At 40.6% G+C, this 22,138-nt stretch carries 26 protein-coding genes; 16 read left to right on the plus strand and 10 right to left on the minus strand.

The window, feature by feature from the left end:
• Window positions 1-55 precede the first annotated feature (55 nt).
• Window positions 56-229 carry a histone H1 gene (locus SNE26_RS10260; RefSeq protein WP_321559269.1) on the plus strand — a complete coding sequence of 58 codons (174 nt, stop codon included), beginning with the start codon at window positions 56-58 and terminating at the stop codon, window positions 227-229.
• A 63-nt stretch (window positions 230-292) separates the two neighbouring features.
• On the opposite strand, the gene SNE26_RS10265 is transcribed toward SNE26_RS10260, so the two are convergent.
• Entirely contained in the window at window positions 293-754 is a 462-nt protein-coding gene (locus SNE26_RS10265; RefSeq protein WP_321559270.1) for a hypothetical protein, read from the minus strand.
• A complete protein-coding gene (locus tag SNE26_RS10270; protein ID WP_321559271.1) occupies window positions 754-1,386 on the minus strand; it encodes a hypothetical protein in 633 nt (210 codons plus the stop codon). Before SNE26_RS10270 ends, SNE26_RS10265 begins: the two co-directional genes overlap by 1 nt.
• A gap of 527 nt (window positions 1,387-1,913) precedes the next feature.
• Here SNE26_RS10270 and SNE26_RS10275 point away from each other — a divergent pair.
• The 9 genes from SNE26_RS10275 to SNE26_RS29530 all read left to right on the plus strand — a co-directional run bounded on the left by SNE26_RS10275 (window position 1,914) and on the right by SNE26_RS29530 (window position 7,662).
• The gene (locus SNE26_RS10275; RefSeq protein ID WP_321559272.1) at window positions 1,914-2,531 is read left to right on the plus strand and encodes a hypothetical protein; all 618 of its coding nucleotides are present in this window, start codon (window positions 1,914-1,916) and stop codon (window positions 2,529-2,531) included.
• Between the two features lie 60 nt (window positions 2,532-2,591).
• Window positions 2,592-2,717 (plus strand): hypothetical protein, encoded by a 126-nt coding sequence (locus SNE26_RS10280; RefSeq protein ID WP_321559273.1) that lies wholly within the window; start codon window positions 2,592-2,594, stop codon window positions 2,715-2,717.
• A gap of 8 nt (window positions 2,718-2,725) precedes the next feature.
• Window positions 2,726-2,896, plus strand: a complete 171-nt coding sequence (locus tag SNE26_RS10285; RefSeq protein WP_321559274.1) for a hypothetical protein — start codon at window positions 2,726-2,728, stop codon at window positions 2,894-2,896.
• Between the two features lie 25 nt (window positions 2,897-2,921).
• Window positions 2,922-3,929: a DUF932 domain-containing protein gene (locus SNE26_RS10290; RefSeq protein ID WP_321559275.1), complete on the plus strand. Its 1,008-nt coding sequence runs from the start codon at window positions 2,922-2,924 to the stop codon at window positions 3,927-3,929.
• Between the two features lie 46 nt (window positions 3,930-3,975).
• On the plus strand, window positions 3,976-4,302 hold the full coding sequence (locus tag SNE26_RS10295) for a hypothetical protein (protein ID WP_321559276.1): 327 nt from the start codon (window positions 3,976-3,978) through the stop codon (window positions 4,300-4,302).
• A complete protein-coding gene (locus SNE26_RS10300; protein ID WP_321559277.1) occupies window positions 4,286-4,666 on the plus strand; it encodes a hypothetical protein in 381 nt (126 codons plus the stop codon). Before SNE26_RS10295 ends, SNE26_RS10300 begins: the two co-directional genes overlap by 17 nt.
• Before the next feature lie 300 nt (window positions 4,667-4,966).
• The gene (locus SNE26_RS10305) at window positions 4,967-6,082 is read left to right on the plus strand and encodes a DUF4238 domain-containing protein (RefSeq protein WP_321559278.1); all 1,116 of its coding nucleotides are present in this window, start codon (window positions 4,967-4,969) and stop codon (window positions 6,080-6,082) included.
• A 117-nt stretch (window positions 6,083-6,199) separates the two neighbouring features.
• Window positions 6,200-7,240 carry a hypothetical protein gene (locus SNE26_RS10310; RefSeq protein ID WP_321559279.1) on the plus strand — a complete coding sequence of 347 codons (1,041 nt, stop codon included), beginning with the start codon at window positions 6,200-6,202 and terminating at the stop codon, window positions 7,238-7,240.
• A gap of 323 nt (window positions 7,241-7,563) precedes the next feature.
• Window positions 7,564-7,662, plus strand: coding sequence for a hypothetical protein (locus SNE26_RS29530; protein ID WP_373695601.1), 99 nt, complete (start codon window positions 7,564-7,566; stop codon window positions 7,660-7,662).
• Between the two features lie 389 nt (window positions 7,663-8,051).
• Here SNE26_RS29530 and SNE26_RS10315 read toward each other — a convergent pair whose 3' ends face one another.
• From SNE26_RS10315 to SNE26_RS10330, 4 genes are all read right to left on the minus strand, one after another.
• A complete protein-coding gene (locus SNE26_RS10315; protein WP_321559280.1) occupies window positions 8,052-8,795 on the minus strand; it encodes an HAD-IIB family hydrolase in 744 nt (247 codons plus the stop codon).
• 70 nt (window positions 8,796-8,865) lie between these two features.
• Complete coding sequence (locus SNE26_RS10320; protein WP_321559281.1) at window positions 8,866-11,061, minus strand: DUF5916 domain-containing protein; 2,196 nt, start codon at window positions 11,059-11,061, stop codon at window positions 8,866-8,868.
• A gap of 336 nt (window positions 11,062-11,397) precedes the next feature.
• Entirely contained in the window at window positions 11,398-12,462 is a 1,065-nt protein-coding gene (locus SNE26_RS10325; RefSeq protein WP_321559282.1) for a M20 family metallo-hydrolase, read from the minus strand.
• A gap of 193 nt (window positions 12,463-12,655) precedes the next feature.
• Window positions 12,656-13,960, minus strand: coding sequence for an MFS transporter (locus SNE26_RS10330; protein ID WP_321559283.1), 1,305 nt, complete (start codon window positions 13,958-13,960; stop codon window positions 12,656-12,658).
• 145 nt (window positions 13,961-14,105) lie between these two features.
• Between SNE26_RS10330 and SNE26_RS10335 the strand changes: the two genes are divergently transcribed.
• Together SNE26_RS10335 and SNE26_RS10340 are read left to right on the plus strand one after the other, a co-directional pair.
• Window positions 14,106-15,392: a DUF2851 family protein gene (locus SNE26_RS10335; RefSeq protein WP_321559284.1), complete on the plus strand. Its 1,287-nt coding sequence runs from the start codon at window positions 14,106-14,108 to the stop codon at window positions 15,390-15,392.
• Window positions 15,393-15,396: 4 nt separating this feature from the next.
• The gene (locus SNE26_RS10340) at window positions 15,397-15,618 is read left to right on the plus strand and encodes a PspC domain-containing protein (protein WP_022830549.1); all 222 of its coding nucleotides are present in this window, start codon (window positions 15,397-15,399) and stop codon (window positions 15,616-15,618) included.
• A gap of 107 nt (window positions 15,619-15,725) precedes the next feature.
• Here SNE26_RS10340 and SNE26_RS10345 read toward each other — a convergent pair whose 3' ends face one another.
• Complete coding sequence (locus SNE26_RS10345) at window positions 15,726-16,085, minus strand: DUF1493 family protein (protein WP_112656909.1); 360 nt, start codon at window positions 16,083-16,085, stop codon at window positions 15,726-15,728.
• 203 nt (window positions 16,086-16,288) lie between these two features.
• On the opposite strand from SNE26_RS10345, the gene SNE26_RS10350 reads away from it, so the two are divergent.
• A complete protein-coding gene (locus SNE26_RS10350) occupies window positions 16,289-17,005 on the plus strand; it encodes an HAD family hydrolase (protein WP_321559285.1) in 717 nt (238 codons plus the stop codon).
• Between the two features lie 151 nt (window positions 17,006-17,156).
• On the opposite strand, the gene SNE26_RS10355 is transcribed toward SNE26_RS10350, so the two are convergent.
• Entirely contained in the window at window positions 17,157-17,669 is a 513-nt protein-coding gene (locus SNE26_RS10355) for a GNAT family N-acetyltransferase (protein ID WP_321559286.1), read from the minus strand.
• A gap of 174 nt (window positions 17,670-17,843) precedes the next feature.
• Between SNE26_RS10355 and SNE26_RS10360 the strand changes: the two genes are divergently transcribed.
• Entirely contained in the window at window positions 17,844-18,749 is a 906-nt protein-coding gene (locus tag SNE26_RS10360) for a J domain-containing protein (protein WP_321559287.1), read from the plus strand.
• Between the two features lie 12 nt (window positions 18,750-18,761).
• Complete coding sequence (locus tag SNE26_RS10365) at window positions 18,762-19,052, plus strand: chaperone modulator CbpM (protein ID WP_321559288.1); 291 nt, start codon at window positions 18,762-18,764, stop codon at window positions 19,050-19,052.
• Window positions 19,053-19,080: 28 nt separating this feature from the next.
• Here SNE26_RS10365 and SNE26_RS10370 read toward each other — a convergent pair whose 3' ends face one another.
• Window positions 19,081-20,718 carry a hypothetical protein gene (locus SNE26_RS10370; protein WP_321559289.1) on the minus strand — a complete coding sequence of 546 codons (1,638 nt, stop codon included), beginning with the start codon at window positions 20,716-20,718 and terminating at the stop codon, window positions 19,081-19,083.
• Window positions 20,719-20,858: 140 nt separating this feature from the next.
• Here SNE26_RS10370 and SNE26_RS10375 point away from each other — a divergent pair, with 140 nt between their 5' ends.
• The gene (locus tag SNE26_RS10375; RefSeq protein ID WP_321559290.1) at window positions 20,859-21,140 is read left to right on the plus strand and encodes a hypothetical protein; all 282 of its coding nucleotides are present in this window, start codon (window positions 20,859-20,861) and stop codon (window positions 21,138-21,140) included.
• A gap of 152 nt (window positions 21,141-21,292) precedes the next feature.
• Here SNE26_RS10375 and SNE26_RS10380 read toward each other — a convergent pair whose 3' ends face one another.
• Window positions 21,293-22,069: an enoyl-CoA hydratase/isomerase family protein gene (locus SNE26_RS10380; protein WP_321559291.1), complete on the minus strand. Its 777-nt coding sequence runs from the start codon at window positions 22,067-22,069 to the stop codon at window positions 21,293-21,295.
• Between the last annotated feature and the right edge of the window lie 69 nt (window positions 22,070-22,138).

A 22,138-nucleotide genomic window follows, 5' to 3' on the forward strand; every position in this document is an offset into this window, starting at 1 on the left:
TGCTTAACAGCACAAACAGAATTAATTAAATATTAACTTATAAATTAAAAAAATCATGGAAAAGATCGCAAAATTGAAAGAATTGGTAGCTTCAGCCGAAACCGATGCCACCAAGTTCTATGAAAGAGGTAACAGTGCTGCCGGAACGAGGTTACGCAAAACTTTACAGGAGATCAAGGTTGCCGCACAAGACATTCGTCAGGATGTAACAAACAAGAAAAAATCGTAATTTTTAGTGTTAGAAATTGAATTTGAAGCCCGGTTTAAAACCGGGCTTTTTCTTTTTTTATACTTATCGAAGATCGTAATACATATTGTCTTTAATATCATCAGCTGGATTACGTTTTACAAGCAAAATATTTTTATCATCTGTTGAACGCCAATTTTGGCCGTCCGGGATATAACGCTCCGTATAAGACTCCCCGTTATCGTCATCTAATAAAACGATCATTAGCTTTCCTTCATTTACCGCCCAATTTCCGCGCATTTCTTTTGTTGCAAAACCATCCCCCTCTGTTGCAATTATTGACCATTCAACCAAGAGATCAGGCCGCAATATAAAATATTCGGAATGTGACGGATCGTTAGGTAGTTCCTTTAAATAAATTCCTGCATTGGGTAGGATGTAAGGGTTGGGATACATAGCATTTTGCGGTATTACGACACTTGATTTAAAACACTGGCGGCTTTGAGCAGCGCGCGAAACTGCTCGTGGTTGACGGGCAAACTCAATCTGGTCGCCAAATAGTCGCACTACATATTGATGATGTTATCGGCAACCTGGCTGTCCTCATTCATTCGCACCGACGTGGTTTTAATGGCACCTTCCAACGTCAAATCGCTTTCAAAGTCATTTAATATCATCATCAGATCTTCTTGCACATCCCAATTCGGTGAGCATAACCGGAGTTCATGAAACGATTGGTAAGGCGAGAAATCAATCGTAATTTCTTTAGTCAGCAGTTCGCCCAGCCTATTCATTGCCTCACCCTCCAACATCGTTTCAGGGTAAATAAACGCGGCAATACAAGCAACATAGCTGATGAACTTTTCTATCGGGCCAATCCAAAGGGTTTTCCAATAGGCTGGTACAAAGAAGTCTTTCATTATGGCTATCGAATCCTTTTCCACACGGCTTTGTAAGGCTTTAATCGCTTCTTTCGCCACATCCGATTTGAAGCTTGTTTCCTCTGCTAACGCCATAAGTACTGGCACACTAAAAATATCACCGGCTTTTCCCAGGGCTACACAGATCAACATAAATAAATGCGGGTTATCTGTGGTACGCAATACCTCATGCAAATGTTTTTCATCTTTAGCCTGATCGCTATCGTAGCCTTTAGTTAAAAGCTTCTCTAAAATTAACATGGTTTTAACGTCTTCCATAGTATAGAATGCCAGCCTGAAGATCAAATTTAATGATTTCGTTTCTATCTGCCAACGCGAGCGGGTGCAGCCGCTTCATTCCGTTCCTGCATTCAGCCGCTTTCCCGCGCTTTCATACTTGGCGGCCCTGCCGCCATATATGATACTTCCGTTTTGTTAAGTGAATAAAGTTTTGAGTTATCTCCCTGTATTTTCTCCCACTGACTTTTTCTGAAGCAAATTTCTGAACGCCGGTCTGTTGGTCAAGACCGAGCCTTCGGTTTTTGGAAAAAAATCTCCACGCCCTACGCTGCGCTTCGGGGTAGTATTTTTTTCCAAAAAGTCTTGCCCCTCAGCCCGGCGTGTTCAGGTGCGGGTGCTTACAAAAAGCCAGCGAGGCGTATGCCGAGCGGCTTTACTAAAAAGCATAACGAACATGGATACACAGAAAAGCAGAGCGCCCCCACACATGACGGACAGCACAGACCGCCAACCGTCACAGGGATTTTAAAACGAATTAAGTAACAAACATTTAAAAATTAGAAATTATGAAAACTACAGTAATAGAAAGCGGAAAAAACAACAAAGTTGATAACAAAGCGCAAAACGGTACAGCCGGAAAAATTAACAACCTGCCCGTAGGCACTTCCTTTAACGCACCTGCCAAAAAGGACGAGCCTAAAAAGGATGAAACTACAAAGTCCGAGCCTGCAAAAGAGGTGGCACAACCGGCCAAAGCTACCGCGCCCGAACCATCATCCGCCAAAGTTGAACCGGTAGTGTTGGAAGCACCAAAAGCGGAAGAACAACAACCACAGCCACAGGCCGAGCCAACCAAAGCGGAAATTAAGGCGGCAATTAAACCCATGCTTAATCTGGAAAGCACTTTAAAGTTGGTAGAAGAAATGCACCGCAAGAGCAAACAGCGCACCAAGTTGCAGGAAACTATCAAAAATTTAGAGGGCTTTGAGGTTGAATTACGGGACGAGGCCGACACCACCGACACCAATTATTATACCGGGTGTGTACTGGTTATCGAGGATGACAAACGTAACAAGTTTGAAACCAAGAACCCGACTATTATTTGGGCGGTAGCACAGATGGTAAACAGCATGTGCATTGACAAACTGGCCGAGATCGAGGCATCAATCGTATTGCCTCAATAATTCACAATTGCCCCTTGTAAATGCAGGGGGCAATTATTAAATCACTTATTCAGCTATACCATGTACGAATTATTTATAGAACTGACCAACCAAATTTTTTGGGATGGTTACGCGGAAAACTTAGCCCTTGAAAATCCGGCAGCGTTCCAGTTGGAATACACCGAGTTTGTAAACGGGTTCAATTAATGTTTGCCATGAAAGACACAGTTTATTTATTGATCAAAGTGGTAATTGATACCAACTACAGGAACATACAGGATGCTATAGGCGAAGTTCAGCGCAATACGGTTTACACCGTGATGGATAGTAAGAATGTAAAAGTACTGAATAGTAAAATTATGGATTTGCGGACCAACCGCAAATAATGTTTAACCCACAAATTTTAAGAAAATGACAGCTTTAAATAATAATATCGTTAAGCCAAAAGTTTGGCAGATGATAGGGAAATCCATTTCCCCCAATGCGACCAGCGCCGAAGCGATACAGGAAGCAGGCTTAGACTTCGAGGTCGTAAAAAGTTCTAATATCCACCCTTTGCCAAGTGGCATCAATATGATTTCGGATAACAGTTATTTTACCTTCCGTACTGATACCGAGGCCATTTTGGGAGATAAAATAGGCAGTGATTATACGGTCGTACAGAATACGCAGGCGTTTGATTTTTTCGACAATATTGCAGGGGGCAAAAATCAGATCAAGTACGAAACAGCCGGGGCATTAGGTTACGGCGAAACGATATTTGTAACTGCCAAATTACCCGGACATATACGTGTCGGCAGGGACGATCTAATCGACAATTATTTATTCCTGACATCTACCCACAACGGTACAGGCTGTATAATTATCGCATTTACACCCGTGCGTATTTGGTGCTCCAATACATTAAATGCTGCTTTACGCAATTGCACGAATGCCGTTTATATCAGACATACAGCCAGTGCCGAGGAAAAGCTAAAGAGCGCACACAAAATGTTAGGGCTTACCGACCAACTGACCGTTGAACTGGAGGCCATTTTTAACCGATGGGCAAGGGTAAGGATAACCGACCCACAGGTGAAAAAGTTGATACAGTTAGCCATGATACCAAACAAGGAAACCTACCAAAAGCTAAAAGCAGGACGGGAAGATGAACTGTCAAGCCATTATAACAACATGGTGAGCAGTGTTTTTGACTATGCCATGACCGCAAACAGCCAACAGGAACACACCACCAAAGGTACTTTGTTTGGGGCTTACAACAGTATCACGGGATATTTTCAGAACGTCCGAAATTTCAGGGACGAAGAAAACAAGTTTAAAAGCATCATGTACGGCACAGGTCTGCAAAGGGGACAAACCGCTTTTGACCTTTGTACAGATTTTGCCAAAAGCGGCAACGAAGCCCTGATACTTAACTAACCGATTATGGCGGGCAAAGTCCCGCCATATTTAAAAATTTATAGCTATGGAAGATATAACGATCTGCTATGAATATGATTTTGCGCTTACCGTCCGAAAGAAGAACGGCAAGTTGTATAAAAATCATCATATCGCCGGGATAGGTATCAGTTTTGGCACCGCCTTATTTGACGCCTACACCATTCTGAAAAAGCGAAAATGTGAACTATTGGCGATCAACCACGTGAGAGCCAAGAGCATTGCATTCGCTTTTGATAAAAATGGCGCAGCAATTAAGGTCAATTTAACAGACCACCCACCGGTGATACCCGATGATTTCGAGAAAGAACTAAATCGTTTACCAAAAAACAACAGTCATGAAACCATTAAATAATCTGAATAATATAGAAAAAGCAAAGTTGCTACACGAACTTTTTCCCGATGAAATTCCACAATTGTTAGCTGAAATTTTAGCCGTTTGCGAAGATTTCAGGGCTAATAAAACGGCCTATAGTGAACAATGGCAATCGGGACGACTGATGACCTTTGATAATTGGCTGCAATTAGGAGAGCAAGCCGAAAAGCTAATTTTAAAATACCGTAAAAGCATGGAGAAAAGCAGCAAGGTATTCGCTGAACAGCTTTGCAGTACATGGGATTATACTTTTCTGTTTGTTAACGACCGTATCTGTAAACATGCTGAAAAATCAGCGCAGGTCAAGTTTAAAATAGCAGTTGAATTGCTTTATTACCCGTAAATGAACGACCTAAAATAAGCCCGTTTAACGGGCTTATTTATGCAGGTATGTATTATTATTCCCAATCAAGAACATGGCCTTATATTGCTTAATTTAAAGCCAAAATTAGCGGCATAAGGCCATTTATATGCGGCGCTTTAAGCCCGGAAAAGTGCCTTTTACAAGCCATTTTACCTTTGAAAATCAGCCCCAAACGCAGTAGGTTATCGCACAGGATTGCCTAAGCTTGGTAATAGGCTTATTATGGTTAGGTTACTGACCTTATAGAGAAATAATAGCTTATTTTTCTATATTTAATTCATGAGTAAAACCAAGCATCAACATTTTATTCCACGTTCATATTTGAAGAATTTCGCACAAAACGATAATGATAAGCTTTTTGTGGAAGCGAAATTAAAGGCAGAACTCACTCCTAAAAAAGACCTAATCAGCATAAAAGATATTTGCGTCAATAAAAATATATATACGCTACCTCTTAAAGAGGGGGATAACAAATATGCCCTGGAAGAATACTATGCTAAGGAAATTGATGAGGTATACCCTGAAGTTTATGGCTGGCTGACTAATCCCGAAATGGTCAAAATAGACCCGGAGCAGCGTGGTAAAATCATTATGACAACCATGAGCCTTTTTTTTAGAACGCCTAAGTTCCTTAATGCCGGTCAACGGACTAACAATATTGTCTTAGATTACGCAGTTAGAAACTGTCAAGACAAGAACGGCAATGTAAAGTTAAAGTTTAAAGAATATGATCTGAATTTCCATATTACGCAGCTTGAGGAAGTAAGAGATCAGTTAAAGATCGATAATAAAATAAAATTTCTTCAAGGTCATTTAGCTGATTGGCATGAGTTCAGAAAATTTAAGCTATTTGCCGCTATTTGCGTTTACAAAATTTACGACAATATCGATTTGATTACCTCTGATAATCCCGTGTTTATGCATAGCGTAAAAGGGAACCCATTTCAACTTTTTGACCCTACTAATATAATCTCATTGCCGTTGGACAATAAACATTACCTTACGATATTTCCCAATACAGAAGAATCGATGATTGATACAATTCATCGCGGCGACAGGGATAAGTGGTTTGCGTTGACAACTAATTTGCAAATCGAAAAAAGTGCTGAAGATTGGATTTTAGGAAAGCCAGGTACTGTAACCGCCCACCTTGCAGACCAAATCAAACACAACGAATTGACACCGGAGAATATTAAGGCGGTTGAAATGATCAAAAAGAGAGCTAACGATCAAATGGAATTGGTTAGCCTTATGGAAAAAAATGGGCCGTATCACCAAATTGTGGTTGACAAATTGAATGAACTTTTAAAGGATGAAGTTCACAGGAGCGATCCGGAGATTTTAAAGACTGGGCATCAACTTGCTAAATATGGATGTAAAGTGAATCTGCCATGAATAAAGTTGGCCTCTACATCGCTAACTTACAATGAGGCTATGTTCTTGTAATCTAAAGGCCCGTAAAATCTAATAACGCATTTTATTACCTTTACAATAAGTTCCTAAATATTAGTTATGATTTCTAATCGAGTATTGGCATTATTTAATTTTATTGATTTTTTAGATCAAAACAAAGCATTGTATATTGGAAAATATCTTCCCTTATGCGATGAAATAAAAATTTTAGACAAGCAGCGACGCGAATTGAAGCCTGCGCTTAACTATATCGACAAGCAAAAATACGATGTGGTGCAAAAAGAAATTAATGAGAAGATTGCGCCAGTTTTAAATAATGTCTATAAACCGATAGTGGACAAGTTAATTGAATTAGAAATCTGGTCTGGAGACAGCGCTCAAAGCAGTATTTGGAATAATAGTATCGGTGCAATTAGTGATTTAAAACAAGATTTTGGTGAAAAAGACATCGCCCAGGTTATGATCTATAAGCGTAAGTACTTAGAATTTCGGGCAGAAACTAATTCTAACTTTCTTTCCTTGCAAATGATCTTTCAGGATTTAGATCAAATTCTTAAAGAACTGTTTGATTTTTTTAAAGACACTAATGAGAATGAATTTCGCGAATTTGAAGCGAAAACGATAAAAGTAGATAATATAGAAGATGCATTACTTGGTTTTATGAGCAATCAAGATCAGAATGTGAAATTCTCAATACCAACGGACAATTTCTTTAAATCGCAAACAAAACAATACGATAAGCCGGTTAATACACATATCAATAATGAAATAATTATGGGACATAAAATCGAAGTAGGAGATATAAAAAATAACTCAGGAAGTATCGTCATTGGTAATGACATACAAATTTCCGACTCTTTAAATGGAAAAAAAGTGACAGCAGATAAAATCGGGGAACTGCTAAATCTTTTAAGGAACGATCCCAATTTAGAAGAATCTCAAAAGCAAACCCTAATTACTAATTTTGATAAGGTCAAGGAAGAAGTATTAGAAGCTAAACCCGACAAGTCTAAAATATTTAAATGGCTTTCAAATACTAAGGGCGTATTGGAAAACTTAGTATTAACACACCATGTAAATGAAGCAATTCATTGGGTTTATGAAAACTTAAACTTTTTTTATCATCAAATAAAGGGTTAACAGGGATAAATTATCGCTTCCTAAATCATTAAAAAAAATTTGGAACCTGAACCCTAATTTCCTAACTTTGAAACATAGCATTTGCACTAAATTCAGTCAAATCTAAAGTGGTGAGTAGTTCGGTGAGTCGAATTTTGAAAACTGCTTTAACAATATAAAAAACGCGGAAAATAGAGGAAGTTACAAGTTCCTCTCTCTCCGCCAGGTATTATTCAATCAGGATCAAAAGCGCTGTAAATAAATGATTTACGGCGCTTTTTGTTTTTATCGAAGGCCTCGCCCCCGTTTACCTGCGCATCACTATTGACGGCGTACGCATTGAAATCTCCTCTAAACGCTATGTTAATCCCGACAAATGGAGTACAAACGGTCAAAAGTTAACCGGAAACAATAAGGATACAAAAGCATCAATGCCTACTTGAAAACATTAGAACACCAGGTGTACGATGTTCACCGGGATATGATAGAACGTAGGTTATTGATCACTGCTCCTAACTTAAAGACAGGCTCCTTGGTGGCAAAACTTCGCCGGGAAAAATGCTGGTGCCGATATTCCAGGAACATAACCGTCAGGTTGCCGCGCTTATTGGCAAAAGAATATGCGAAAGCGACGCTTGATCGGTACGAAACAAGCCTGAAACATACACAAGCATTCTTGCAATAGAAATTTAATTCATCGGATATTGATATCCGGGCAATCGACCACGAGTTTATTATGGCTTATGATTTTTAACCGCGTTCGGAAAGGGGGTGCAACAATAACTCAACAGTGAAATACCTCAAAAACTTTAAAAAGATCACTCTGATCTTTTTAGCAAACGGTTGGTTTGATAAAGACCCATTTGTCAATTACAAACCAAAGGTTAACCTGGATACAATCAGCTCCGGTTGTGCGCGCCGGGTGATCGTTGCCTCCTTCAAACAGAGCATCACCAATAAATATCATTTGCTTGATCCTGATCTCCAAAGTGTGTTGCAGCTTATGAATGCCATAGGCCTTGTCAATACCGGGTTTTGTAATATCAATAGAAGTAGCCCCTCCTATTTGTACCGAAAAACCGGTAAGCGATTTATCAAGCAGTACTTTGATCTTTTTACGTTTATTAAATTTAGGGTCCCACTTTTTCTTTTCATCAAGCGGGGCATGTTGGCCTAATGCCGAAAAGGTGATCTGGCTGCCGCGGTCTTCTATTTGTTCGCCCCAGGTTCTTTTTACCTTGACGCCTGATGCTTCCACCGCCCCATGTAGTTTAGTAATGACCTCCTGTTTTTCTTTATCTGTAAAATCTTCGGAATATAATTTTTTCCAGCCCGATTTTTTGTACTGATAGTATTTAGTACCACAGGTTGGCAATATGGATAAGTTTTTAAGCGATTTCTTATCCGGTAGGTTTGATAACACTTGTTTTTTAAACTGTGGCCAATCACCGCCGGATATGATGGCCACTTTTGCAACTTTAAGCAAGTCCGTTAAAAGCACAGCCATCTCTTTATCAAGGGCAGCCTTACTTTCGGCAAGGGTACCATCCAAATCAAATATGATCAGTTTTTTCATTACGGGCAGATATATAGAGATAGACTATACCCGCAACAGTAATTAATCGTCCTTGTTTATAACAATAATGTTATAAGTTACACCAGTACGTCCATTTTAATGTTAACTGTCTGTTTTTTACTGTATACGGTGATGGCGTAGTATTATCGCCATAAACAATAAACAGGTCTGACGCAGGTTTATAGCGCCATTGCAGGCGGGTATTAATGTTGATGTTATCAATCTGCTCATTGTATTGTACATAGGTGGTAAAGTACAAGCTATTTGTGAAGGTAACATCAATCTTTGGCCCCACCAGCCAGAACGTATTATGGCCAAATGGCTGCGGTAACCTTAAATCATTGAAGGAGGTATTGATAGCGATATTTACATAAGGCTGAAAACGATAACCTATTAAACTTGTAATGCTATTGCGTACGCCCTTATCATAATACCCCCCGTGCGATGCTTCCAGCAAATAGGTAAACACATTTTGCGGCTTGGATACAAACTGCACATCAATAGTATTCCAGTTATGCTCAGAGCCGGTAGGTAATAAACCTTTACCGATATTGGTTGGATCATAAGGCCTCAGGAGGCGCACATAATCATTTATGCCGGATACTGACAGCGTTGCCCGGTTACGGAATGTGATCAAATATGACAGGATACTTTCATTATCAGTACGGTGAAAGGACTCATCAAAAAAGTAATTGGAGGTAAGCTGGATGCCATGGCTCAGAATATTACCCTGCTTAGGAAAAAAGTTACGGAGTAACAGCGGGCTTAACTTCACATAACCAACACGGGGCACATAGCCCACTTCGGCATTGTAGTTTTTACCTACGTACTCCTCCTGCATATACAACGTCCAATATTTGCTCAGGTATTGAAAATGATCGGATACCACGTAGTCATGCCCGCTCACACCTGGTGTAAATGATTTAAGAGCAAGTACTTTGCCCGTCCAGATATTGCTGCGCGATGCAAGGTTAAACTCGGCGCCAATATTACGGTTATAAGCAGTTGAGCCTGTATTGGTGCCCGGGATGTTGGCAGTAGCGTCTTTATTAACAAAGAGGAAAGCGATGTTCGACCGATCAAGGATTCGCCTTTGGAGGGTAATTATCCCATAATTTTCCGGTGCCTGCAATGCGCCGCCTGAGCCGCCTGTTTGAATATCCATAGCGCCTATACGCCAGTCCTTATCCAGTTTGCCTGTAAGCCTTGCTCCAAAATCAATAGGAACATTTAACCCTATCCGCCTTGAAAAGAACGGGCGGATGTCAGAATAACCGAAATTGGCAAAAAGATCGCCGTTCTCTAAAAAGAACTGCCGTTTTTCGGGGAAGAAAAGTTCGTACCTGTTCAGGTTAATTACTTGTTGATCAACATCCACCTGTGAAAAATCGGGATTGACTGTTAAATCGAGATTAAGGGATGGCGTTACAGAGATCTTGGCATCTCCCCCTATTTCGTGTTTATATTCGGTTTTCGTATTGTGCTGGTAATCTTTGGATAAACCGGTGAGTGCATATGGGATTATAGATACGTTGCTGCTGGCAGTTGGGGGTGCTTCGTCCCAAACAAGCGTGCCTGTATAAGCCAGTGAGGCCGTAGGGAATTGACGTGGGATGGGCGTCCAGCTTGATTTTTCGGCAGTCTTGAGATCATTACGGCTAAAGTTGATCCCCCATTCCTTTATACCTTTTTTATAACGGATACTTTTAAATGGGATGGATGCTTCCCAGATCCATTTATCAGGATAATTTTTTACTGCCGAATACCAGCGGTTATCCCAGCTCAAGTCAACCTTGCCGCCTTCATACATGCTACCATCCCACTGCCCTCCTGCCGCGTTGGCGCCAAAACTAAAGCCATCCGTACGGGCATCAAAAGGGTCCATGAAGATCAGGAAGTTATCATTTTTTACAAAATTGAAATCACGTTTTAACGATTCAACCATGTAAGGCCCTGATACCGAATTATAATTGATAGCTATGATGTACAGGTTTTTATCATCGTAGGTCATCCGTACCTCGGTTTTAACAGTAGCCTTGCTGGTATCCATCGGCAGCACCATAAAAAAATCACCCGCCGAATCGGCCTGCATCCAGGCTTGCTCATTCATTATCCCGTCAACATTAATAGCCGAAGCGGCCCTGCGGATATGGTATTTGTACCCCGCGTTCTTTTTCTGAGCCGATGCATAAAAGCAGGTTATACAGCATATGATGATAAGCAAGAATGTTTTCGCCGAAAGCCGGCAGGAGCGTTTTAGGGGCATTAAGATAAGGATATATAAGCTTATTGGTTCACGAATTTTAAAACTACATTTTTTTAACAAAAACCAATGCCTTGTATCATATAATTTACGGCCGCGTTTCCCCGGGCAACAATTAAATGCCAGCTAATCCGTATCCGGTTTTGGTAAAATACATTACGCTTAACACCAGTAAAGCAGGTTTAATCTTATAAACAAACAGCCCGCTTAACCGATCCGGTTAAGCGGGCTGTTTGTTTACGCGTCATCCAGAACTCGTTTCAGGACCTCACAGGATAGATTGCAGATATGCTTGCAGCTCACGCGCCGAAACAAATCGGCATGACTCTTTTTTATCTGCTAATTAATACTCTCCAGCATCTTAATATACAATTCAATACCATACCTGATCTCATCTACATAAACAAACTCATCGGCTGTATGTGAGCGTGCAGAATCACCAGGGCCAACTTTTATGGATGGGATATCCAGCAATGATTGATCTGATGTGGTTGGTGAGCCATAAGTGATACGGCCAAGTGCTATCCCAGCCTGAACTATGGGATGTTCTTTAGGGATAGATGATGGTTTTAACCTGATAGAACGTGGCTTAACATCGCTGGCAACATGTTCGCGGATAATCTCCAATACTTCTTCATTGCGGTACGCATCGGTAACCCGCACATCAACGGTATACACACAGCTGGCAGGCACAACGTTGTGTTGTGAACCGGCATTGATAATGGTAACCGACATTTTTATCGGCCCAAAAACTTCCGATTCTTTCGGGAATTTAAAAGTACGGAACCACTCAATATCAGTTAAAGCTTTGTAAATAGCATTCTCCCCTTCTTCACGGGCGGCATGGCCGGCACGGCCGTGAGCGGTGCAATCCAACACCATTAAACCACGTTCGGCAATTGCCAACTGCATCAGGGTTGGTTCACCTACTATACCAAAAGATAATTGGCCCAAATCGGGAATGATCAGTTCCAGGCCGTTTACGCCTGAAATTTCTTCTTCGGCGGTAGTCGCCAGGCAGAAATTATATTTCAGGTTTTCCTTATCGTGAAAATAAAGAAATACCGCTATAAGCGAAACAAGGCACCCCCCGGCATCATTACTGCCAAGGCCATATAATTTACCGTCTTCAATTTTGGCATCGTAAGGATCGCGTGTATAGCCCGAATTGGGTTTAACGGTATCATGGTGTGAGTTAAGGAGAATAGTTTCTTTAGCCGGATCAAAATGTTTGTTCCAGGCCCAGATGTTGTTAAGCTTACGATGAGTAGTTACCCCGTGCGACTGCAAAAATTCGTTGATCAGATCGGCCGTGCGGTCTTCCTCTTTACTAAACGATGGAATGGATATCAGTTGTTGCAGTAATGTTACTGCCAGTTGAAATAAATTGCTTGTTTCAGTCATAAATTTAAGGGTTATCCCTTGTGATGAACGGGCAAAATTAATACTTTTTATTGATCAGAATTTTCAGAATTCAAGAATTAGCAGAATTAGCATCAGAAATATTAGCCTTATTAATTCATAATTAACCATTAAATAACAATTAATTTACACCTCCATTCAGTAAATCCTAAAATTCTGTAAATTCTTACCAAATTTACTCATCTTCCATTTTTGAATGTTTGCGGGTATCATTCATGGTGATATATAAAATCAACGATAGTGCAATACAAACAGTTACATACCAGTAAAACCATTGCGCATGATGTTCATTTTTGAACCACAGGGCAATATATTCGGCAGTGCCGCCAAACAGGGACACGGCTATTGCATAAGGGAAACCTACACCCAGGGCGCGTACGTTGGCCGGAAAGAGTTCGGCCTTTACAACAGCATTAATGGAGGTATAGCCGCTTACAATGATCAGCGCGCAAAGAATAAGCGCAAATGCAACCCAAACATCTTTAGTATGGCTTAACAAGGTCATGATAGGAATAGTGCAAAGCGTTCCTAATATACCGAAACCAATCAGCAATGGTTTACGGCCAATTTTATCCGACAGCAAGCCAAATAAAGGTTGTATCACCATAAATACAGCCAATGTTAAGGTGGAAACCAGCGTAGCGGCACTTTTACTAAAGCCGGAGGTATTAACCAGAAACTTTTGCATATAGGTGGTAAAGGTGTAAAATGCCAGCGTACCGCCAATGGTTAATCCTATTACCGTAAAAACAGCTTTAGGGTGCTGTGTTAAAGCTTTTATAGTACCATTCAAGGCATCGGCTTTTTTACTTTCTTTATCAAACGATGCCGATTCCTGTAAGCTCCGCCTTAAATACATCGTGGTGACAGCCAGTATTGCCCCTATTCCAAACGGGATGCGCCAGCCCCAGTCATGCAATTGCTTTTCGGATAAAAAAGCCCTTTGCAACAAAACCAGCACACCCAGCGCCAGCAATTGCCCCATAATGAGCGTTACATATTGAAAGCTCGAATAAAAACCCCGGTGCTTTTTTGTAGCCATTTCGCTCAAATAGGTGGCGCTGGTTCCATACTCCCCTCCTACGCTCAGGCCCTGGATAATGCGGGCCAAAACCAGCAGTATAGGTGCAGCAACACCGATGGATTTGTAACCCGGTGTTATGGCAATAATGAGGGAACCTACGCTCATGAGCAATACCGAAAATGTAAGCGCTGTTTTACGGCCTCGTTTATCAGCAAAAGTCCCCATTACCCAGCCGCCTATAGGGCGCATTAAAAACCCGATGGCAAAAATACCTGCTGTGTTTAAAAGCTGTACCGTTTGATTATCTGAAGGAAAAAAAGCATCCGAAAAATAAAGGGAAAAAGCTGTGTAAGCATACCAGTCGTACCATTCAACCAGGTTACCCAATGACCCGCCTATGATGGACCTGATGCGCCCGCCCGTGGTTTGGGGTACTGGTGATTTTATTTCATTCATAGGTTTGGCGGATATTGTTGGTTTCCGTAATATTAGGGATTTTAAAATAGAGCTGCAATACCAATATAATAACCGGCATATTTGCATTAATAAAAACTTAATCAACTTAATATAACCCTACCAACCATTTCACCACACTACAACCATGCTTTTCACAGAAGATTTTTTGCATTACATCTGGAAATTCAGGCTTTTTGAGCGCGAAAACCTGCAAACTGTGGATGGTGAGGAACTGGAGGTCTTTTCGGCAGGACTGCATAATTCAGATTCGGGGCCCGATTTTCATAATGCGAGGATCCGCATTGGAGAAACGGTTTGGGCGGGCAATGTAGAAGTACACCTTTCTGCGTCCGACTGGCAAAAGCATGGTCATACCAATGATGGCGCTTATGATAATGTGATATTACACGTAGTTTATCGTAACGATACGCAGCTGTTTTTACCAAACGGGCGCAAAGTTCCGACGCTTGAACTGCAAAGCCGCATCAGTGAAGAGCTTTACAACAAATACCATAAACTGGTTTTCGGCAACCAGACTTTTATACCCTGCGAAGCTGGTATTGCAACTGTTGATGGCATCACCATGCAAAACTGGCTTACCCGTGTATTGGTGGAAAGGATGGAAAAACGATCTGCCAATGTAGCGGCTGCTCTGGCGCTTAATAAAGGTGACTGGGAGGAAACTTTTTACCAGTTTTTAGCCGCAAACTTTGGCTTTAAAGTAAACGCCCTGCCGTTTGAGCTAATGGCTAAATCGCTGCCGCAGCTTATCCTCGCCAAAAACAAAAACAGCCCTATGCAAATTGAAGCTTTGATATTTGGGCAGGCAGGCTTTTTAGAGGGCGAATTTAAAGATGATTATCCCCTGAAACTTCAAAAGGAGTATGAATATCTGCGTAAAAAATACAACCTTAAACCGATAGAAAACCATCTGTGGAAGTTTATGCGGCTACGGCCCCAAAACTTTCCAACCATCAGGCTGGCTCAATTTGCGGCGCTTATTGTTCAAGCAAACCACCTGTTATCTAAAATATTAGAAATTAAAGAGGTAAAAGCACTGCGTGGTTTATTTACAGAAATTAAAGTAAACGAATACTGGGAAGATCATTACCGTTTTGATGTACAATCCAAACCATCATCAAAAAACATGGGCGATGGTTCTGTTGATATTTTGCTGCTTAATACAGTGGTTTTGTTCCTGTTTAGTTACGGCAAGCAGCATCAGCAGCAATATTATATTAGCCGCAGTCTTAAATTATTAGAAAATTTGCCGGCCGAAAAAAACAATATTATCACCGATTTTGTTAACTTAGGAGTGAAAATTGATACTGCGTTTGAATCACAGGCATTGCTTGAATTAAAAAATAATTACTGCAATTATAAGAAATGCCTGCAATGCGGCGTTGGTAATAAGATACTAAAACTGGCCTGACACCATGCTACAGCGAATACTTACTTTTTTTGAACGGTACTCTTTTGGTGTATGCACCTACCTTGGCGAACGCTTTAATATTTCGATCTCCAAGATCCGGCTTTTCTTTATTTACTCCTCATTCCTGGCTGTGGGCTTTCCGCTTATATTTTACTTTTTCGCAGGTATCGTATTGGATATCAGGAATTTTATTAAACGCAAGCATACCGGGGTTACTGATCTTTAACCGCTGATCATTTTTTATTTCGCTGATTTTGATGATTTTTATTTTGAAGATTTCACTGATTGCTTCTTGATTTCACCGCTTAAGATTAGTGAAAACATGATATATCATTAAACCAGTTTACCCGTTTTAACAGCATCCTGCAAATTGCGTACCTTAAATTTAGGCGTATAGCAATATTGGGCCAATTGTTTAACCCACGTAGTATTGTAGCCAAACATCAGTTTAATAACTTTCACCCGGGTTGAACCTTTGGGATAGCCATATTTATACCAACTGAATTTAGATGGATCTATATTGAACTGTTCGGCAAAATCGGCAAGAAAAAGGTCTATCTCAATATCAAAAATATCCAGATCAAGATCGATACTGGTATCGAGGTTCAGGCTGCGCGGATCAACCTTATGGATCTTATACCTGTTGCAATAATCAACTATAAATTCTTTTAAGGGTGGCAGTATCTCTTCCATTTAAACGAATGTTAATTTGACCATTTAAGTTATGAGACGTAGCTTTTGAAATAAGGTTGCATACAAATTTACTTTATTTTTAAATCACTTAAAATCAACCAAATAGTTAATAAATGTTAAATTTTCATTATTGGATAAAAGCGTTATATACCATATAATGAACCCGATGTATTATTATTGCATTAAGTAAATAGATACTTCAAATGAACCTAAAAGTAATTGCCTTTGATGCCGATGATACCCTTTGGGTAAATGAGCCGTATTTTCAAAGTACAGAAGAAAGATTTTGCAGCCTGCTCGAAAATTTTTCACCTCAGCATACCATTTCCAAAGAGCTTTTTAAGGTTGAGGTTGATAACCTGCCGCTTTATGGCTACGGGATTAAAGGCTATATCCTTAGCATGATAGAAGCGGCGCTAAGTATTTCTGAAAAAAATATCAGCGTTGATGTAGTGGAAACCATATTGCAATATGGCAAGGATATGCTTAATCAACCGATAGAGCTACTAAACGAGGTAGAACATGTTCTATCCTCACTAAAAGACCATTACAGGCTGGTGGTTGCTACCAAAGGCGATCTGCTTGACCAGGAACGCAAGCTAAAAAAATCGGGGCTGGCACATTACTTTCACCATATCGAGATCATGAGCGATAAAAAAGAGGATGATTATATCAAGCTGATCAAACACCTTGACATCAATCCCGATGAATTTATGATGATCGGTAATTCCTTAAAATCGGATGTGATGCCGGTGATCAATATCGGCGGTCACGCTGTTCACGTCCCATATCATACAACATGGGCACACGAACATGTGGAGACCGTTTTAACTCACGAAAACTTTAAACAGGTGGATAAGATCAGTGAGGTCTTGGAGTTTGTTTTGAAGGCCAGAGTCCGAAAGTCGGAAAGTCCGTGAGTCGGAAAGATAGCTTTACGTAAGCACTAATCATAACCAGACTTCCTGACTTATTTCCAGAAACTTTCTGTCTTTCGGACTTGCCAACTTGCGGACTTCCGGACTTATTCTTTTCTATCTTTCGGACATCCGACTTCCGGACTTTCCGACTCTAAATACTTTTCTCCATTACTATCAGTTCGATATGCTGTTTGGCATCACCAAAACGGCCGTGAGCGTGAAAGGGCTGTATTTCGCCTGTTGGTTGGTAGCCACGGCGTTCATACCAGCTTATCAGTTCAAAACGGGTGCTGATTACTGTCATGGTTAAGGTATCGCAGTTGTATTTACGTGCATAAACTTCCGCTTCTTCTATCAGCGCGCGGCCCACACCCTTATTCTGCAACAATGGCGATACACTAAACATGCCGACATACAGCCTTGGAGACCTGACTTCAAGATAAACGGTACCGGTAATATTGCGCTCCTCATCGATATGTTTTAAAATGATAATATTTTCATCATTCATATAACCGGCAAGAGTTTCTTCATCTATACGGGCACCGCCAATTAAGTCGGCCTCAGTTGTCCATCCCTGTTTGGAGCTTTCGCCACGATAAGCACTATTTACTAAAACGTTAAGTTCGGTAACATCGGCAAGGGTGGCTTGTATTATTGCAGACATATAATTTAATTAAGGACGCCAAAGGTAGTATTTACGGATTTCTAATAAAAGGCTACAAGCCATAATTTTAAAGTATGTGTACTTATATCAAATGACATTAAAAAAGCTATTCGTTTTAAAACCAAGCTGTATATTTAGTAGTTAATAACACATCTGTTTATATTAAATCCCGCCATGGCTTTTATAGATTATTACAAAGTATTAGAGCTTGACAAAAATGCATCCGAAAAGGACATTAAAAATGCTTACCGTAAACTGGCCCGCAAATATCACCCCGATCTTAATCCGAATGACGAAGAAGCCCATAAAAAGTTCCAGCAGTTAAACGAAGCAAATGAAGTATTAAGTGACCCCGGGAAGCGGAAGAAATACGACAAATATGGCGAGAACTGGCAGCATGGCGAAGCATACGAACAACAGGCGCGCCAACAGGCTGGTACGCATGGCGGTTTTGGTAGTTATGGCGATTTTAGCGGAGCCGAAGGATTTGGAAGTGACGATTTTTCAGATTTCTTTCAATCAATGTTTGGCGGTGCAGGAGGCGCACGCGGCGGCAGGCAGGCAAAATACCGGGGGCAGGATTATAACGCCTCACTAAGCTTAAATCTTCGCGATATCCTTGAAACACATAAGCAAACGTTGACCGTTAACGGCAAAAACATCCGGATAACCATACCTGCAGGTATCGAAAACGGGCAAACTATCAAAATAGCCGGACACGGCGCTCCGGGTGTAAACGGTGGCCCCGCCGGCGACTTATATATTCAATTTACTATTGCCCCTGATGCAAATTTTAAACGCGACGGAAATAATTTGTACACCACCCTGAAACTTGACCTATATACCGCAGTTTTAGGAGGTGAAGTAACTGCCGATACATTAAACGGTAAGGTTAAAGTGAAAGTAAAACCTGAAACCCAAAACGGCACCAAAGTAAAGCTCAAGGGCAAAGGCATACCTGTTTATAAAAAAGAGAATGAATTTGGCGATCTGTACCTGACCTACGATATCCAAACCCCAACCAACCTTACCGAAAAACAAAAGCAATTGTTTGAAGAACTGGCAAAATCATCAACCTAAATTAAACGCATTATGAAAACAGCAGAATTAATAGCAGCAAACGATTTTTGTGTATATCATAATGTTGAATACACGTTCATCACATCCTTACATGAGGCAGGCCTGGTTGAGGTTAATATCATTAATGAAACCATCTTCATCCCTCAAACTGAACTTCAAAAGCTGGAAAAACTGGTAAGCCTGCACGAATTGGATATCAACATAGCAGGTATTGAGGCTATCTTCCACCTGCTTGAGCGGGTTGAAAAATTACAGGAAGATATGCGGTATTTAAAAAACAGGTTGAGTTTGTATGAGGATTAATTCTCCTTTTATAGGAAGATAGAGCGGGCTACACCAAATACTTATTCATCATCCGCTCGCTTATGATATTAGCTTCATCAATAACCCGTTCGGGATATCCCATTGATTTGAGGATGGCGATGCCATTGGTATTTTTAAGCAGGCCCTGCTTCAGAATATAGTCAAATACAAGTACCCTTCCGTCTTTTGATTCGGAAAAGGAATACACAACAAAATCTTCGTCGAGCAGTTCGGCCAGCTCAAGATCATGGGTTGATACAAACACAAAATTTTGGTTAGCGGTAATATACGAAAGCACTGATTTTGCCGCAGCTATACGTTCGATGGTATTTGTACCTCTGAAAATTTCATCGATGATTACCATGCTTTTTATATCTTCTTTTCGAGAACTGTTGTCAATGATATTTAAAATAGCCGAAGCCTGTGCCTGGAAATAACTCTTGTGCTCATCAATATTGTCGCTGGTTTTGATGCTGGTTTGTATTTTGAGAAAGGGAGCGCTGTAAGCTTTTGCACAGCTTGTAAATATGGTTTGAGAGAGTAGCGTATTTAAGGCAAGTGCTTTAATAAATGTAGTTTTGCCCGACATGTTTGATCCTGTGATCAATGCTCCCCTGTCTGCATCAGTAGTATAAAGGGAATTGGTTACACAGTTAGCCACTAATGGATGGAAAAGTTCGGTAATTTCTATTTTGCCATCAACACCAGTAAATTCGGGCTTCGAATAAAGAGGCATACCGTCACGTACCGATTGTATAGCTATCAGCGTATCAGCCCGGCCAATAAACTTATACACTTCTTTAATATCATCGCGGTATTTACTAACCTGTTTTAATGATGATACATAGGTATTGGGCTCAATCACAAAAAGCAGCTTAAACAAGTGAAAGGCTGCGTAAGCAATGTCACTTGTGCTATTCACAAAGCTGCACTCTATAGTTACAAACTTAAGCGCTTGTTTTAAACCCATTAGGTTAGTAAGAGACTGCTTTACCACCGGTACCTGGCCAAATTTTCCGCTTTTTACTAAGGCTACTGCAACCTTATACATGATCAATAATTGCGGTAACGATTTGGTATATCCTGAAATAGCCTCGCGGTTGCTGAAGTAAATAACCATGTTGTACGCAAACAACAACAGTAAAAAAATGAAGCTGAAAATGTTAGGAATAACAATAAGCGATAATAAGGTAGCCAGGATCAGAAACGGTGAAACCTTTATATAAAAATTCATTACTGATGCAAATACCGGCTCATGTACCTTGAGAAAAAGATCGGCTATAAAATAAGCATGGGTGTGGTTAAGCTTTGATAATTCCACTTCCAGCATTTCGCGGCCGGGTATATCCATATTAAGATCCTCAACATCATTATCAAGGTCATGCAAAACATCAATGTCAGTTGTGGGATGGTGCAATAAATTAAACAGGTATTGTTTACCTGGTTTGCTGTTTGTTCTGTCGATATAATTGAAAACGCTTACCAGGTCAAGATCGTCAGCTGTTTGTGCCGAAAGCTTATTTTCACTATTTGCCGAATCCAGGTAAATCTTTATTAAATCAAAGTTCCGGCGGGCGTTAACCGGTTTGCCCCACTTCCCCTGAATTTTTATCAGCCTCTTTTTTGCCCAGCGTAATTTATCATAATACGACTTGATATAAAGCATTCCAATTATGATAATGACAACTATCGCAGAAAAGACAAAGTAATACATGTCTAAAAATATAAAATTTTAATTAAACCAACTTATCCATCGCCAGTCATAATTGTGTATTACAATTCAGGTATTAACTAAAATTTACGACCATGAAATTTATCCGATTTTCAATAATAGCTTTTGTGATGATGTTTTCATTTCAATTTGCAAAAGCGCAAAGCATAAGTATAAGCGCACATTTTGGCCGTCCTTATCATAGGGTAGTTTACACAAGCGGATATTACGGAACACCTGTTTACTATGGCCGTGATGTTTATTATGACCGTCCTGTTTATTATGGCCGTCCGCGCTATTACGCAACAAGATATTATGACGCACCGGTATACTATCACAGGCACTACCGTGTTCATCGTTACTACAGGCACTGGTAAAACCATAAAGCCTCCGGCAATCCGGAGGCTTCTTATAATAGCAACTACGCCAGCATAAAATGGCTCTCTAATGGATTAACAGATACTATTTAAATCTGCAATGTTAAACCCTGTTAAAAGGAAATCATTGCTCAAATCGCAGTCTATGCCTCTTACTTTAACCTATCCTTAAAAAAAGAATGCAATGCCTGTTGTGTAAATTCCGATAAAACCAGTTCTCCGCTTATAGCCGCACGTTGTTTAAGCAAATCATCCCAATTGGGAGTGCCTTCCCAAAGTGCCTGTTTTAAACCGGCAAGTGCTGCCGGGTTATATGAAGCTAATTTTTGAGTAAGCTCATATACAGCTGCATCAAGTGTTGGGGTATCTTCATAAACTTCGTTGTACAAGCCATTTTGTTTTGCCCATTGGGCAGTTTGAAAATCAGCAGCCCTGATTGTTAGCTGGGAAAATGCAGATATCCCTGTTTTACGGATCACAGCCGGTGCTATTACAAAGGGGCCAATACCTATAGTGAGCTCGCTTAACTTTATTGATGCTGCCTCGCTGGCCAGGCAATAATCGGCGGCGGCAGCAAGGCCAACCCCTCCACCAACTGCTTTACCCTGTACCCTCGCAATTATTATTTTAGGGCACTTTCGGCAGGCACTGATCACGTTGGAAAACCCTTCAAAGAATAACGCACCGGCTTCCTTATCCTTAATCTGCAACAGTTCGTCAAAGCTTGCGCCCGCGCAAAAAGTACGATTGCCCGCACTCTGTAAAACAATGACTTTTGTTTCCGGATCATTACCGGCATTGAACACAGCATCTGCAAGTTGTTTTAGCAGCGCCGAAGGCAGGGAATTTTGCGCCGGATGATAAAAACTAATCGTAGTTACACCATCTGGCTCATTTGCGATGGATACATTTCCGTTTTCGGCAGACATATTTTATGTTTTATATCAAGAGGTTTTCCAGCCAATATCAGAAGTATTTATGTCAAGTGCAATTTTGAG

Origin of the sequence: Mucilaginibacter sp. cycad4 (genome assembly GCF_034263275.1) — a bacterium.
Taxonomy (GTDB): domain Bacteria; phylum Bacteroidota; class Bacteroidia; order Sphingobacteriales; family Sphingobacteriaceae; genus Mucilaginibacter.

Excerpts from the sequence above, each read along its gene's own strand:
- SNE26_RS10350 (WP_321559285.1), top strand. The coding sequence starts at position 16,289 with ATGAACCTAAAAGTAATTGCCTTTGATGCCGATGATACCCTTTGGGTA.
- SNE26_RS10365 (WP_321559288.1), top strand. The coding sequence starts at position 18,762 with ATGAAAACAGCAGAATTAATAGCAGCAAACGATTTTTGTGTATATCAT.
- SNE26_RS10270 (WP_321559271.1), bottom strand. The coding sequence starts at position 1,386 with ATGGAAGACGTTAAAACCATGTTAATTTTAGAGAAGCTTTTAACTAAA.
- SNE26_RS10300 (WP_321559277.1), top strand. The coding sequence starts at position 4,286 with ATGAAACCATTAAATAATCTGAATAATATAGAAAAAGCAAAGTTGCTA.
- SNE26_RS10325 (WP_321559282.1), bottom strand. The coding sequence starts at position 12,462 with ATGACTGAAACAAGCAATTTATTTCAACTGGCAGTAACATTACTGCAA.
- SNE26_RS10355 (WP_321559286.1), bottom strand. The coding sequence starts at position 17,669 with ATGTCTGCAATAATACAAGCCACCCTTGCCGATGTTACCGAACTTAAC.
- SNE26_RS10340 (WP_022830549.1), top strand. The coding sequence starts at position 15,397 with ATGCTACAGCGAATACTTACTTTTTTTGAACGGTACTCTTTTGGTGTA.
- SNE26_RS10290 (WP_321559275.1), top strand. The coding sequence starts at position 2,922 with ATGACAGCTTTAAATAATAATATCGTTAAGCCAAAAGTTTGGCAGATG.
- SNE26_RS10330 (WP_321559283.1), bottom strand. The coding sequence starts at position 13,960 with ATGAATGAAATAAAATCACCAGTACCCCAAACCACGGGCGGGCGCATC.
- SNE26_RS10380 (WP_321559291.1), bottom strand. The coding sequence starts at position 22,069 with ATGTCTGCCGAAAACGGAAATGTATCCATCGCAAATGAGCCAGATGGT.
- SNE26_RS10370 (WP_321559289.1), bottom strand. The coding sequence starts at position 20,718 with ATGCTTTATATCAAGTCGTATTATGATAAATTACGCTGGGCAAAAAAG.
- SNE26_RS10285 (WP_321559274.1), top strand. The coding sequence starts at position 2,726 with ATGAAAGACACAGTTTATTTATTGATCAAAGTGGTAATTGATACCAAC.
- SNE26_RS10315 (WP_321559280.1), bottom strand. The coding sequence starts at position 8,795 with ATGAAAAAACTGATCATATTTGATTTGGATGGTACCCTTGCCGAAAGT.
- SNE26_RS10295 (WP_321559276.1), top strand. The coding sequence starts at position 3,976 with ATGGAAGATATAACGATCTGCTATGAATATGATTTTGCGCTTACCGTC.
- SNE26_RS10375 (WP_321559290.1), top strand. The coding sequence starts at position 20,859 with ATGAAATTTATCCGATTTTCAATAATAGCTTTTGTGATGATGTTTTCA.
- SNE26_RS10360 (WP_321559287.1), top strand. The coding sequence starts at position 17,844 with ATGGCTTTTATAGATTATTACAAAGTATTAGAGCTTGACAAAAATGCA.
- SNE26_RS10320 (WP_321559281.1), bottom strand. The coding sequence starts at position 11,061 with ATGCCCCTAAAACGCTCCTGCCGGCTTTCGGCGAAAACATTCTTGCTT.
- SNE26_RS10260 (WP_321559269.1), top strand. The coding sequence starts at position 56 with ATGGAAAAGATCGCAAAATTGAAAGAATTGGTAGCTTCAGCCGAAACC.
- SNE26_RS10345 (WP_112656909.1), bottom strand. The coding sequence starts at position 16,085 with ATGGAAGAGATACTGCCACCCTTAAAAGAATTTATAGTTGATTATTGC.
- SNE26_RS10335 (WP_321559284.1), top strand. The coding sequence starts at position 14,106 with ATGCTTTTCACAGAAGATTTTTTGCATTACATCTGGAAATTCAGGCTT.
- SNE26_RS10275 (WP_321559272.1), top strand. The coding sequence starts at position 1,914 with ATGAAAACTACAGTAATAGAAAGCGGAAAAAACAACAAAGTTGATAAC.
- SNE26_RS10305 (WP_321559278.1), top strand. The coding sequence starts at position 4,967 with ATGAGTAAAACCAAGCATCAACATTTTATTCCACGTTCATATTTGAAG.
- SNE26_RS10310 (WP_321559279.1), top strand. The coding sequence starts at position 6,200 with ATGATTTCTAATCGAGTATTGGCATTATTTAATTTTATTGATTTTTTA.
- SNE26_RS10280 (WP_321559273.1), top strand. The coding sequence starts at position 2,592 with ATGTACGAATTATTTATAGAACTGACCAACCAAATTTTTTGGGATGGT.